Source organism: Serratia sp. JKS000199 (genome assembly GCF_900215455.1).
In the GTDB taxonomy this organism is placed as follows: domain Bacteria; phylum Pseudomonadota; class Gammaproteobacteria; order Enterobacterales; family Enterobacteriaceae; genus Serratia; species Serratia ureilytica.
Genome location: NZ_LT907843.1, coordinates 1,520,594 through 1,533,942 on the forward strand (window position 1 = coordinate 1,520,594; position 13,349 = coordinate 1,533,942).

12 protein-coding genes are annotated in these 13,349 nt (G+C 60.3%); 9 read left to right on the forward strand and 3 right to left on the reverse strand.

Annotated features, from left to right (window positions below; translation table 11 throughout):
* Positions 1-82: 82 nt before the first annotated feature.
* Positions 83-1,183: an AI-2E family transporter YdiK gene (ydiK, locus tag CPH57_RS07415; RefSeq protein WP_096242192.1), complete on the reverse strand. Its 1,101-nt coding sequence runs from the start codon at positions 1,181-1,183 to the stop codon at positions 83-85.
* Positions 1,184-1,428: 245 nt separating this feature from the next.
* Between ydiK and CPH57_RS07420 the strand changes: the two genes are divergently transcribed.
* Both CPH57_RS07420 and menI read left to right on the forward strand, forming a co-directional pair.
* Positions 1,429-4,485, forward strand: a complete 3,057-nt coding sequence (locus CPH57_RS07420; protein WP_096242193.1) for an FAD-binding and (Fe-S)-binding domain-containing protein — start codon at positions 1,429-1,431, stop codon at positions 4,483-4,485.
* Positions 4,482-4,898 (forward strand): 1,4-dihydroxy-2-naphthoyl-CoA hydrolase, encoded by a 417-nt coding sequence (menI, locus tag CPH57_RS07425; RefSeq protein WP_016927938.1) that lies wholly within the window; start codon positions 4,482-4,484, stop codon positions 4,896-4,898. Before CPH57_RS07420 ends, menI begins: the two co-directional genes overlap by 4 nt.
* 45 nt (positions 4,899-4,943) lie before the next feature.
* Here the strand turns inward: menI and CPH57_RS07430 are convergent, their stop codons facing one another.
* A complete protein-coding gene (locus CPH57_RS07430) occupies positions 4,944-5,348 on the reverse strand; it encodes a hypothetical protein (protein WP_004931369.1) in 405 nt (134 codons plus the stop codon).
* A gap of 525 nt (positions 5,349-5,873) precedes the next feature.
* On the opposite strand from CPH57_RS07430, the gene sufA reads away from it, so the two are divergent.
* The 7 genes from sufA to CPH57_RS07465 all read left to right on the forward strand — a co-directional run bounded on the left by sufA (position 5,874) and on the right by CPH57_RS07465 (position 12,794).
* Positions 5,874-6,245, forward strand: a complete 372-nt coding sequence (sufA, locus tag CPH57_RS07435) for a Fe-S cluster assembly scaffold SufA (protein ID WP_004931368.1) — start codon at positions 5,874-5,876, stop codon at positions 6,243-6,245.
* Between the two features lie 14 nt (positions 6,246-6,259).
* Positions 6,260-7,756, forward strand: a complete 1,497-nt coding sequence (gene sufB, locus CPH57_RS07440; RefSeq protein ID WP_004931367.1) for a Fe-S cluster assembly protein SufB — start codon at positions 6,260-6,262, stop codon at positions 7,754-7,756.
* A 43-nt stretch (positions 7,757-7,799) separates the two neighbouring features.
* On the forward strand, positions 7,800-8,546 hold the full coding sequence (gene sufC / locus CPH57_RS07445; RefSeq protein ID WP_016927936.1) for a Fe-S cluster assembly ATPase SufC: 747 nt from the start codon (positions 7,800-7,802) through the stop codon (positions 8,544-8,546).
* Positions 8,521-9,807, forward strand: a complete 1,287-nt coding sequence (gene sufD / locus CPH57_RS07450; protein ID WP_096242194.1) for a Fe-S cluster assembly protein SufD — start codon at positions 8,521-8,523, stop codon at positions 9,805-9,807. Before sufC ends, sufD begins: the two co-directional genes overlap by 26 nt.
* Positions 9,804-11,030 carry a cysteine desulfurase SufS gene (gene sufS / locus CPH57_RS07455; protein WP_096242195.1) on the forward strand — a complete coding sequence of 409 codons (1,227 nt, stop codon included), beginning with the start codon at positions 9,804-9,806 and terminating at the stop codon, positions 11,028-11,030. The genes sufD and sufS overlap by 4 nt, the downstream gene beginning before the upstream one ends.
* A 35-nt stretch (positions 11,031-11,065) precedes the next feature.
* Entirely contained in the window at positions 11,066-11,482 is a 417-nt protein-coding gene (sufE, locus tag CPH57_RS07460) for a cysteine desulfuration protein SufE (RefSeq protein ID WP_033642907.1), read from the forward strand.
* Positions 11,483-11,780: 298 nt separating this feature from the next.
* Positions 11,781-12,794, forward strand: a complete 1,014-nt coding sequence (locus CPH57_RS07465) for a L,D-transpeptidase family protein (RefSeq protein WP_096242196.1) — start codon at positions 11,781-11,783, stop codon at positions 12,792-12,794.
* A gap of 138 nt (positions 12,795-12,932) precedes the next feature.
* Here CPH57_RS07465 and CPH57_RS07470 read toward each other — a convergent pair whose 3' ends face one another.
* A complete protein-coding gene (locus CPH57_RS07470; RefSeq protein ID WP_004931354.1) occupies positions 12,933-13,169 on the reverse strand; it encodes a major outer membrane lipoprotein in 237 nt (78 codons plus the stop codon).
* Between the last annotated feature and the right edge of the window lie 180 nt (positions 13,170-13,349).

The following is a 13,349-nucleotide window of genomic DNA, read 5'->3' on the forward strand; positions in this document are numbered from 1 at the left end:
GGCGAAGATATTACCCGAATGAGGTAGGCGTAGTGAGAGGGGAAACTCTTCCGCCCGGCGATGCGGGCGGAAGGGAGGGCGATTAACGTTTTTCCAGTTCTTCGATCACATGCTCCGGCGCGGTGGTCGGCTCCGGCGCTTCATCCATCCAGGCGGTCAGCAGGCGATAAGACACCGCCAACACCACCGGGCCGATGAACAGGCCGATCATGCCGAAGGCCAGCAAACCGCCGATAACGCCGGACAGGATCAGCAGCAGCGGCAGATCGGCGCCCATGCGGATCAGCACCGGGCGCAGCACGTTATCCAGCGTGGCCACCACGCAGCTCCAGACCAGCAGCACGGTGCCCCAGGTGGTGTCGCCGTGCCAGTACAGCCAAATGATGGCCGGCACCAGCACCAACAGCGGCCCCAATTGCGCCACACAGCAGATGAAGATCAGCATCGTCAACAGGGTGGCGGCCGGAATGCCGCTTACCGCCAGACCGATGCCGCCCAGCACCGACTGCACCAGCGCCGTCACTACCACGCCCAGCGCGACCGCGCGGATCGCCTGGCCGCCCAGCAGCACCGCCGCATCGCCGCGCGCGGAACCGAGGCGTACCGCAAAGTGGCGGATACCCAGCGCGACCTGTTCGCCGCGCGCGTACAACAAGGCGCTGAACAGCAGCATCAGCGCGCAGTGCAGCAGCAGGCGGCCGATATGCGCCGCCTGCGCCACGAACCAGGTGGCGGTCTGGCCGAAGTATGGCTGTACCTTCGCCAGCAGCGCGGCGCCGCCGGCGTTAACCAGCGTATGGTAGCTGGTATAGAGCTTGTCGCCGATCATCGGGACGGATTGCAGCCAAGCGAGGTCGGGAATATGCAGCTTGCCTGGCGAGCTGGCCCAGGCGATCAACGGCGCGCTGTTATCCACCACGCTGCTGATCAGCAGGGAGATGGGCAGAATGAACAGCAGGATCAACAGCAGGGTCATGACCAGCACCGCCAGCGAGCGGCGGCCCCACAGCAGCTTTTGCAGTTTGAGCAGCAGCGGCCAGGTGGCGATGACCACCATGCCCGCCCAGGCGAAGCCGAGAATAAACGGTTGGATCACCCAGAAACAGGCGACGATCATGATGGCGATAAACAGCACGCCGAAAATAATTCGCGGTAAGTCGTAACGCGATTGCGGGAGTGGCATCAGTGGCTTCTCATCCTGGTCAATTAAATCCCTGGCACCGGCGAATCGGGGTGCCTGTCGGTCGGTTTATCACCGCCGGGCGGCCGCCTGTGGCGGCGCTCGCAGGGCGGTAATAATGTGAATGCCTTCACTAAACGAGTATGTTAGTTTTTAGTGTCACTAAAAAATAGGGTGGGTCTGAATTAAAGGCCCGATTCAGCGTACATCAGCGCATAAAAAATAGACGGACAGGGTCAAAAAAGCGAATGATCCCACAGATTTCTCAGGCGCCCGGCCTCGTTCAACGGGTGCTCGACTTTTTGGAAGCACTGAAGCAAAACGGATTCAACGGCGATACCGCCACCAGCTACGCCGACCGGCTGACGATGGCCACCGACAACAGCATTTACCAGCTGTTGCCCGATGCGGTGGTGTTTCCCCGTTCCACCGCCGACGTGGCGCTGATCGCCCGCCTGGCGGGGGAAGAGCGTTTCAATACGCTGACCTTCAGCCCGCGCGGCGGCGGCACCGGCACCAACGGTCAGTCGCTAAATACCGGCATCGTGGTCGATATGTCGCGTCATATGAACCGCATTCTGGAGATCAACGTCGAACAGGGCTGGGTGAAAGTCGAAGCCGGGGTCATCAAGGATCAGCTGAATCAATATTTGCGGCCGTTCGGCTACTTCTTCTCGCCGGAACTGTCCACCAGCAACCGCGCCACCTTGGGCGGCATGATCAACACCGACGCCTCCGGCCAGGGCTCGCTGGTATACGGCAAAACCTCCGATCACGTGTTGGGCCTGCGGGCGGTGCTGCTGGGCGGCGAGATGATCGACACCCGCGCCATGCCGACGGCGCTGGCGGAAACGATTGCCCTGGAAGAGACCGCCGAAGGGCGCATTTACCGCACGGTGCTGAATCGCTGCCGCGAGCAGCGCGCGCTGATCCTGGAAAAATTCCCCAAACTCAACCGCTTCCTCACCGGCTACGACCTGCGCCACGTGCTGAGCGACGATCTGCAAACCTTCGATCTGACGCGCATCCTCACCGGTGCGGAAGGCACGCTGGCCTTTATCACCGAAGCGCGGCTGGACATTACGCCGCTGCCGAAGGTGCGTCGTCTGGTTAACGTGAAATACGACTCCTTCGACTCGGCGCTGCGCAATGCGCCCTTTATGGTCGAGGCCAAGGCGCTGTCGGTGGAAACCATCGACTCCAAGGTGCTGAATCTGGCGCGTGAAGATATCGTTTGGCATTCGGTAAGCGAACTGATCGCCGACGTGCCGGATAAAGAGATGCTTGGGCTGAACATCGTCGAATTCGCCGGCGACGACCGCGCGCTGATCGACGGCCAGATGGAGACCCTGTGCCAACGGCTGGATGAACTGATCGCCCAGCGGCAGGCCGGCGTGATCGGGTACCAGATCTGCGGCGACCTGGCGGGCATCGAGCGCATTTACAACATGCGCAAGAAGGCGGTCGGGCTGCTGGGCAACGCCAAAGGGCGCGCCAAGCCGATCCCGTTCGCCGAGGATACTTGCGTGCCGCCGCAGCACCTGGCGGACTATATCGTCGAGTTCCGCCAGCTGCTCGACGACCACAAGCTGAGCTATGGCATGTTCGGCCACGTCGATGCCGGGGTGCTGCACGTGCGTCCGGCGCTCGACATGTGCGACCCGCAGCAGGAGGTGCTGATGAAGCAAATCTCCGATCGGGTGGTGGCGCTGACCGCCAAATACGGCGGCCTGCTGTGGGGCGAGCATGGCAAGGGGTTCCGCGCGGAATACAGCCCTGAGTTCTTCGGCGAAACGTTGTATGAAGAGCTGCGCCGCATCAAGGCGGCATTCGACCCGGATAACCGCCTGAACCCGGGCAAGATCTGTTCGCCGCTGGCGGTGGATGCGCCGATGATGCAGGTGGATGCGGTCAAACGCGGCACCTTCGATCGCCAGATACCGGTCGAGGTGCGCACCTCGTTCCGCGGCGCGCTGGAGTGTAACGGCAACGGTCTGTGCTTCAACTTCGACGTGCGCAGCCCGATGTGCCCGTCGATGAAGATCAGCGGCAACCGCATTCATTCGCCGAAAGGGCGGGCGACGCTGGTGCGCGAGTGGCTGCGTCTGTTGGCCGAGCAGGGCGTCGATCCGTTGGCGCTGGAGAAACAGCTGCCGCAGCAGCGCCTCAGCTTGCGCGGTCTAATCGAGAAAACCCGCAACAGCTGGCATGCCGGCAAGGGCGAGTACGACTTTTCGCACGAAGTGAAAGAGGCGATGTCCGGCTGTCTGGCCTGCAAGGCCTGTTCCACCCAGTGCCCGATCAAAATTGACGTGCCGGGGTTCCGTTCGCGCTTCCTGCAGCTTTACCATACCCGCTACCTGCGCCCGGTGAGCGACTACATGGTCGCCGGCGTAGAGAGCTATACCCCGTTGATGGCCCGCGCGCCGAAGGTGTTCAACTTCTTCTTCCGCCAGCCGTGGCTGCGGGAGATGAGCCGCAACGCCGTCGGCATGGTCGATCTGCCGCTGTTGTCCAGCCCGACGCTGCGTCAGCAGCTGTCAGGCCACCGGGCGACCACGCTGACGCTGGAACAGTTGGAAGGGTTGAACGCCGAGCAACGCGAAGAACACGTGCTGATTGTTCAGGATCCGTTCACCAGCTATTACGACGCCAAAGTGGTGGCGGATTTCGTCCGGCTGGTGGAAAAGCTTGGTTATAAACCGGTGCTGCTGCCGTTCTCGCCGAACGGCAAGGCGCAGCATGTGAAGGGCTTCCTGACGCGGTTCGCCCGCACCGCGCGCAAAACCGCCGATTTCCTCAACCGCGTGGCGCAGCTCGGCATGCCGCTGGTGGGCGTCGATCCGGCGCTGGTGCTGTGCTATCGCGACGAATACCGCGAGATCCTCGGCGCCGAGCGCGGCGATTTTCAGGTGCAGCTGGTGCATGAATGGTTGCAACAGCGGATCGCGGATCGCGCCGAACAGCCGGCGACCGGCGAACCCTGGTATCTGTTCGGTCACTGCACTGAAACCACCGCGCTGCCGGCCAGCGGCCAACAGTGGGCGGCGATCTTCGCCCGCTTCGGCGCCAAACTGGAGAACGTCAGCGTCGGCTGCTGCGGCATGGCCGGCACTTACGGCCATGAAGCCAAGAACCTGCAAAACTCGCTCGGCATTTATGAGCTATCATGGCATCCGACGCTGCAGCGTTTGCCGCGTCAGCGCTGCCTGGCGACCGGCTATTCCTGCCGCAGCCAGGTGAAACGCATTGAGGGCAATGGCGTGCGCCACCCATTACAGGCACTTCTGGAGATGATTGAGTGAAATTGTGGAAACGTGAAACATCGCTGGAGCAGCTGAACCGCGCCGGCGACGGCTGCATGGTCAGCCATGTGGGCATCGAGTTTACTCAGCTGGGCGAGGATTTCCTGGAGGCCACCATGCCGGTGGACGGCCGCACCCGGCAGCCGTTCGGGCTGTTGCACGGCGGGGCGTCGGTGGTGCTGGCGGAATCGATGGGATCGATGGCCGGCTACCTGTGCAGCGAAGGCGAACAGAAGGTGGTGGGGCTGGAGATCAACGCCAACCACCTGCGGGCGGTGTTCGATGGCCAGGTGCGCGGGGTGTGCCGCGCGCTGCACGTTGGCCGCCGTCATCAGGTGTGGCAGATAGAGATCTTCGACGCGCGCGATCGGCTGTGCTGCACCTCGCGTCTGACCACGGCGGTCATCGACTGATCCCCGCCGGTTTCCGCAGGCGATCGGCCTGCGGAGCGCTTCGTTTTACAGCTGAAACGGCACGCGTTTGACGAAGTCCTTCTGAAACGCGTTCGCCTTCTCCCAGGTGCCTTCCATCGCATATTTTTGGCAGATCAGCGTCAGCGTGTGGCGGGCGAAGTGGTAGCTTTGCACCCGAAACAGCTGGCAGCGCTGCGGATTGTTGATCTCGACGATCAGCCGGTTGTGCAGCTTGCTGAGCGCGTGCAGATAGCTGTCATCATCGCCGTTCTCCAGGCACAGATTGGCCATGGTGAGGCTGACGCTGTTGTACCGCTTCAGATGATCAATATTGCATTCCGGGCGGCGCAGCGCCGCTTCGGCCATATAAAAGTCCACCGTGGCGTCGCGCACGCTGAATTTGTAGTCATCAATCTTGCCCAGCAACCATGCGTTGATCGAAAGAGTCATTGGCTTCGCGCTCAAATTCAAATTGAATGATAATCATTATCATATAAACTGCCGCGTTGCCGATCAATCCCCGTGGCGGCGTTTTTTCATTCCATGGGGGTAAAAGGCCATCGACGGCCCAACTTAACCCAGAGCGACTAAACTTTAACTTAAAGGCCGCGCCTTGCGCCGCGGCGCAAAATGCCGATAAACGCACATTTACGACAGACAGAATGCAGAAATAGGTATTTTCTATGAATGTTTAGATCGGCAACGCACCGCGGCGCTGTAACGCTGACGGGCCACCGGGGAGTGCGGTACGGTGATGCAGGATAAAGAACAAATTCATAGGGATAGCATGCACGCCTTGCCGCCACACGCCGCAAGCCGCCACGGATGTCCCGCTGGCTTGCCGCACGCCGCAGCGAAAAACCGCGCTCGCGGCGGATACCCCCGCAAAACAAACGGTTGAAGTGATAATCGTTATCACTAACATATAAGTAACCCAGATTGGCTGTGGCCAAACACGAGTGTGAGGTAGACCCTATGCAAACGGAAAATGTCGGCACTTTTTCTTTGGACGAGAATGTCTGGCAAGGCATTTCGCTCAGCGACAGCGCCGTACGACAAATAACGAAACTGATGCAGCAGGATCCGCAGGTGAAAGGGCTGCAGCTAGGGGTAAAACAATCCGGCTGCGCCGGCTTTGCCTATGTGCTGGATCTGACCCGCGAACCCGCCGATGACGATCTGCTGTTTGAGCGCGACGGCGCCAAACTCTATGTGCCGCTGAAGGCGATGCCGTTTATTGACGGCACCACGGTAGATTATGTCCGCGAAGGACTGAATCAGATATTCAAATTCAATAACCCTAAAGCTCAGCATGCCTGCGGGTGCGGCGAGAGTTTTGGCGTTTGAGCGATGCAATCAACATGACACGAAGCAATGTAGAAATGCCTAATGAAGTGCAGGCTTGGGTCAGCGAAGGTCGCTACAAAGAAGGTTTCTTCACCCAGCTGGCAACCGATGAGTTGGCCAAGGGCATCAACGAAGAGGTGGTGCGCGCTATCTCGGCCAAGCGCAACGAACCCGAGTGGATGCTGGAATTCCGCCTCGAGGCCTACCGCGCCTGGCTGCAGATGGAAGAGCCCCACTGGCTGAAGGCCAATTACGAACGCCTTAACTACCAGGACTACAGTTACTATTCGGCGCCGTCCTGCGGCAGCTGCGACGACGCCTGCGGTTCGCAGCCCGGCGCCGAGCAGCAACCGGGCGCGGCGACGGAAAAAGATTACCTGACCAGCGAAGTGGAGCTGGCGTTTAACCAGCTCGGCGTGCCGGTGCGCGAGGGCAGCGAGGTGGCGGTGGACGCTATCTTCGACTCGGTCTCGGTCGCCACCACTTACCGTGAAAAACTGGCGGAGAGCGGGGTGATCTTCTGCTCGTTCGGCGAAGCGATCCAGGAATACCCGGATCTGGTGCGCCAGTATCTGGGGCGCGTGGTGCCGTCCAACGATAACTTCTTCGCCGCGCTGAACGCCGCGGTGGCCTCCGACGGCACCTTCGTCTACGTGCCGAAGGGCGTGCGCTGTCCGATGGAGCTGTCGACCTATTTCCGTATCAACGCCGCCAAAACCGGCCAGTTCGAGCGCACCATTCTGATCGCCGACGAAGGCAGCTACGTCAGCTACATCGAAGGCTGTTCCGCCCCGGTGCGCGACAGCTATCAGCTGCATGCGGCGGTGGTGGAAGTGATCCTGCATAAAGACGCCGAAGTGAAATACTCGACGGTGCAGAACTGGTTCTCCGGCGGTGAGAGCAAGGGCGGCATCCTCAACTTCGTCACCAAGCGCGCGCTGTGCGAAGGCGCCGGCTCGAAAATGTCCTGGACCCAGTCGGAAACCGGCTCGGCCATCACCTGGAAATACCCGAGCGTGATCCTTCAGGGCGACAATTCGATCGGCGAATTCTTCTCGGTGGCGCTGACCAGCGGCCATCAGCAGGCGGACACCGGCACCAAGATGATCCACATCGGCAAAAACACCAGGTCGACCATCATCGCCAAAGGCATTTCCGCCGGCCACAGCGAGAACACCTATCGCGGCCTGGTGAAAATCCTGCCGGGGGCGGAAAACGCCCGTAACTTTACCCAGTGCGACTCGATGCTGATCGGGCCGGACAGCGGCGCCCATACGTTCCCTTACGTTGAAGCGCGCAACAACAGCGCGCAGCTGGAGCACGAAGCCACCACCTCGAAGATTGGCGACGACCAGCTGTTCTACTGCCTGCAGCGGGGCATCAGCGAGGATGACGCCATTTCGATGATCGTCAACGGTTTCTGCAAGGACGTTTTCTCCGAGCTGCCGCTGGAGTTCGCCGTCGAGGCGCAGAAACTTTTGGCCATCAGCCTGGAACACAGCGTGGGCTAATCGCCGCATTTTTAGCGCCGTCGGCGCTATCTGAGGACACAGCATGTTAAGCATCAAGAATTTGAAAGTCAGCGTGGAAGGCAACGAGATCCTCAAGGGATTGGATCTGGAGATCAAACCGGGCGAAGTGCACGCCATCATGGGGCCGAACGGCTCGGGCAAGAGCACGCTGTCCGCCACGCTGGCCGGGCGTGAAGAGTACGAAGTGACCGAAGGGGAAGTCACCTTCAAGGGCAAGGACCTGCTGGAGTTGGATCCGGAAGATCGCGCGGGCGAAGGCGTGTTCCTGGCGTTCCAGTACCCGGTCGAGATCCCCGGCGTCAGCAACCACTTCTTCCTGCAGACGTCGGTCAACGCGGTGCGCAAATACCGCGAACAGGAGCCGCTGGATCGCTTTGACTTCGCCGATTTCATCGAAGAGAAGATCGCGCTGCTGGATATGCCGGCCGATCTGCTGACGCGTTCGGTCAACGTCGGCTTTTCCGGCGGCGAGAAAAAGCGCAACGACATTCTGCAGATGGCGGCGCTGGAGCCGGATCTGTGCATTCTCGATGAAACCGACTCCGGTCTGGACATCGATGCGCTCAAAATCGTCGCCAACGGCGTCAACTCGCTGCGGGACGGCAAGCGCGCCTTTATCATCGTCACGCACTACCAGCGCATTTTGGACTACATCCAGCCGGATTACGTACACGTGCTGTCCCAGGGGCGCATCGTCAAATCCGGCGATTTCTCGCTGGTGAAACAGTTGGAGGAGCAAGGCTATGGCTGGCTTACCGACCAACAGTAACGCCAACGCGTTGCAGCAGCTGTATCGTCTGTTCGAAGGCCGCGGCGGCGAGCGTTCGCCCCATGCGCTGGCGCATTGGCAGCAGGCGCTGCGCCTCGGCTGGCCGACGCGCAAACATGAGAACTGGAAATACACGCCGCTCGAGGGGCTGCTGGAGCAGCACTTCCTTGAGCCGCAGCCCGCGCCGGTGAGCGCAGAGCAGCTTGAGGCGCTGGCGCTCGGCATCGATGCCTGTCGGCTGGTGTTTATCGACGGTCGCTACAGTGCCGCGCTCAGCGATGGCGATCTGGGCGACTACCAGTTCGAGCTGACCGCCTACGGCACGCCGCAGGCGCTGCCGGAGCCCATTCAGCCCGAAGTCTTCCTGCATCTGACCGAAAGCCTGGCGCAGGAAACCAGCCTGATTCGCTTGCCGGCCGGCAAGGCCCCGGCTCGTCCGTTGTACCTGCTGCATATCAGCAGCGGCCGCGGCGTGACGGGGGAAGTGAATACCGTGCATCATCGTCATCATCTGGAGATTGGGCGCGGGGCCGAGGCGGAAGTGATCGAACACTATGTCAGCCTGAGCGAGGCCGCGCACTTTACCGGCGCGCGCCTGACCGCCAACGTGGCGGACAACGCCGGGCTGTTGCACTGCAAGCTGGCGTTTGAAAGCCGGCCGAGCTACCACTTTGCCCATAACGATCTGGTCATCGGCCGCGACGCGCGGGTGAAAAGCGACAGCTTCCTGTTGGGCGCCGGCCTGACGCGCCACAACACCAGCGCGCAGCTGAACGGCGAAGGCGCCAATCTGGTGATCAACAGCCTGGTGCTGCCGGTGGGCAAGGAGATCTGCGATACCCGCACCTATCTGGAACACAACAAGGGCTACTGCGAAAGCCGCCAGCTGCATAAAACCGTGGTCAGCGATCGCGGCAAAGCGGTGTTCAACGGCATGATCAAAGTGGCCAAACACGCCATCAAAACCGACGGGCAGATGACCAACCACAATCTGTTGTTGGGGAAAGTGGCGGAAGTGGATACCAAGCCGCAGCTGGAGATCTACGCTGACGACGTTAAGTGCAGCCACGGTGCCACCGTGGGGCGTATCGATGAAGAACAGCTGTTTTATCTGCAGTCGCGCGGCATCGACAAACGCGCGGCGCAGCAGATGATTATCTTCGCCTTCGCCGCCGAGCTGACCGAAGGCATCGCCAACGACACCATCCGGGAACGGGTGCTGGCGCGCATCGCCCAGCGCCTGCCGGGGGAGGCTGCATGAGTTATCCGATTGAACGCGTGCGCGGCGACTTCCCGCTGCTGGCGCGCGAGGTGAACGGCCAACCGCTGGCCTACCTCGACAGCGCCGCCAGCGCGCAGAAACCGCAGGCGGTGATCGACCGCGAACTGGATTTCTATCGCCACGGCTATGCCGCAGTGCATCGCGGCATCCACACCCTGAGCGCCGAGGCGACTCAGCAGATGGAAGCGGTGCGGGAACAGGCGGCGCGCTTTATCAACGCCGCCTCGGCGGAAGAGATGGTGTTCGTCAAGGGCACCACCGAAGGCATCAACCTGGTGGCCAACAGTTTTGGCCGCCACCGGCTGCAGCCGGGCGACGCGATTCTCATCACCGAGATGGAGCACCACGCCAACATCGTGCCCTGGCAGATGCTGGCGCAGGAGCGCGGTCTGCAGCTGCGGGTTTGGCCGCTGCAGCCCGACGGCACGCTGGATCTGGCACGGTTGCCGGAACTGATCGACGCGTCCTGTAAACTGCTGGCGCTGACCGAGGTCTCCAACGTGCTGGGCACCGTCAACCCGGTGCGCGACATCATCGCCCGCGCCAGAGCCCTGGCGCCGGATCTGACCGTGCTGGTGGACGGCGCGCAGGCGGTGATGCACCAACGCGTCGATGTTCAGGCGCTGGACTGCGATTTCTACGTATTTTCCGGGCATAAGCTGTATGGCCCTTCCGGCATCGGCATGCTGTATGGGCGCCAGGCGCTCCTGCAGCAGATGCCGCCGTGGGAAGGGGGCGGTTCGATGATCCGTCAGGTCAGCCTGACGGCGGGCACCACCTTCGCCGATCCACCCTGGCGCTTCGAGGCCGGTTCGCCGAACACCGCCGGCATCATGGGGCTGGGCGCGGCGTTCGATTACGTCGAAGCCCTGGGGCTGAATGCGATCCGCGATTATGAACAGTCGCTGATGCATTACGCGCTTGAGGCGCTCAAGCAGGTGCCGACGCTGAAAATCTATGGTCCGGCGCATCGGGCCGGGGTGATCGCCTTCAATTTGGGGGAACACCATGCCTATGACGTCGGCAGCTTCCTCGATCAGTACGGCATCGCCATTCGCACCGGCCACCATTGCGCCATGCCGCTGATGGCGTTTTATCAGGTGCCGAGCATGTGCCGCGCGTCGCTGGCGTTATATAATACCCGCGAAGAGGTGGACCGGCTGGTGGCCGGGCTGCAACGCATTCATCAGCTGTTAGGCTAGCCGGGGCGCGTCCTCGGCGGTACAAAAGGATCCCCATGGCGAATTTGCCGGACAAAGACAAATTGGTGCGTAATTTCTCCCGCTGTTTGAACTGGGAGGAGAAATACCTGTACGTGATTGAACTCGGCGCCAAATTGCCGCCGCTGGACGAGGCCGAGCGGCAGGCCGAGAACCTGATTTCCGGCTGCCAGAGCCAGGTGTGGATCGTGATGCGCTGCGATGAGCAAGGGCAGGTCGAATTCCATGGCGATAGCGACGCGGCGATCGTCAAAGGGCTGCTGGCGGTGGTGTTTATTCTTTATCGTCAATTGACGCCACAGCAAATCGTCGAGCTCGACGTGCGGCCGTTTTTCACCGAGCTGGCGCTCAGCCAACATCTGACGCCTTCGCGCTCACAGGGGCTGGAGGCGATGATCCGCGCCATTCGCAGTAAAGCCGCTCAGCTGGCCTGATCCTTAACGCCACTGCTCTTTAAAGGCTCATTGATATATTCGCTTTGTCAATGAGTCTTTACAATACACCGTTTCCCCTAGGGATTATCCCCCAATTCAGTGATATTTCAGCAGCTTACCCATTGACGTTTCGTTGACAATCAGCGACGACGATTACGTTATAACGTGTTGATTTTTAGAGAACTTATTGCCTTTGATGCCAGCGTTGCTAGTATTAATCAGGTATTGTCTGATTTACCCACCGCCAGGCGCTCGTTAGCCTTGGGGGCGAACCGTCATAAAAAATATAGGGATGATAATGAAACGTGCGTTGAGTTTAATGGGCATGGTCTTCGCCACCGTACTGGCCGGCACGCAGGCCGCCAGTGCGACCGAATACCCGCTGCCGCCGCCGGACAGCCGTCTGATCGGCGAAAACACCACTTATACCGTGCCAAACGACGGCCGTCCGCTGGAGGCGATCGCCGCCGACTACAAGATTGGCCTGCTGGGCATGCTGGAAGCCAACCCCGGCACCGATCCGTTCCTGCCTAAGCCGGGTACGGTGCTGACCATTCCGACCCAAATGCTGTTGCCTGACACCAAGCGTGAAGGGATCATCGTCAACCTGGCCGAGCTGCGCCTTTACTACTATCCGAAAGGCGAGAATAAAGTGATCGTCTATCCGATCGGTATCGGCCAGACCGGGATGCACACGCCGCTGGAGGTGACTTCCATCAGCCAAAAGATCCCTAACCCGACCTGGACGCCCACCGCCAACATCCGCAAGCGCTATCAATCCCAGGGCGTGACGCTGCCTGCGGTGGTGCCGGCCGGCCCTGAGAACCCGATGGGGCTGTTCGCCCTGCGTCTGTCGATGGGGCGCGGTGAATACCTGATCCACGGCACCAACGCCAACTTCGGTATCGGCATGCGCGTCAGCTCCGGCTGTATTCGCCTGCGTCCGACGGATATCGAGGCGCTGTTCAACATGGTGCCGCGCGGTACGCGGGTGCAAGTGATCAACGATCCGGTGAAGATTTCGGTCGAGCCGGACGGCAAACGCTATGTGGAAGTGCACCAGCCGCTGTCGCGGGTGGAAAGCGACGATCCGCAGACCATGCCGATCGCGTTGTCTAAAGCGGAGAAAGCCTTTGCTGCCGATGGGCAAACCGATCGCGCCGTGTTCGATAGCGCGGTTGTACGCCGCTCTGGCATGCCGGTGCTGGTCAACGTAGGGGAGAGCCCGTCTGAGGTGAGTTTAACGCCTGCAGCGGCTCCTGCGGCGAATAAGAGCCCATTCAAGGCAGCGCCAATCAGCTCGGTGAACTAAGGTTGCCGGATTGAGCGGTCGAAGAGGGGTTCAGCGTGCTGAACCTCTTTTTTTGCCTGCAGAGCTGGAAAGCCCAGGCGACAAACAGGCAAAAAAAACGGCGCACAATGTGCGCCGTTTTCAATAACCAAAGCTATCTTACTTTTTGTAAGCGTGAGCTTGGTTGTCCAGACGCTGGTTAGCGCGTGCTGCGTCGTCTTTAGCCGCTTGAACGTCAGAACGCATTGCGTTCACGTCGTTGCTCAGCTGATCAACTTTAGCGTTCAGAGTCTGAACGTCAGAAGACAGTTGATCGATTTTAGCGTTGCTAGAGCAGCCAGCCAGCAGAGTGGAACCCAGGATTACCGCGCCCAGTACCAGTTTAGTACGATTCATTATAACACCCTCTAGATTGAGTTAATCTCCATGTAGCGTTACAAGTATTACACAAACTTTTTTCGAAAGAGAATAATTTTTTAGTGTTGAGGTGCTTTATTTTGATCGTTCGCTCAAACTTGCATCTGGTTTTACAAATTAGTTAAAAAAACGAGGGAAAACAGCCGGCTTCCATGGGAC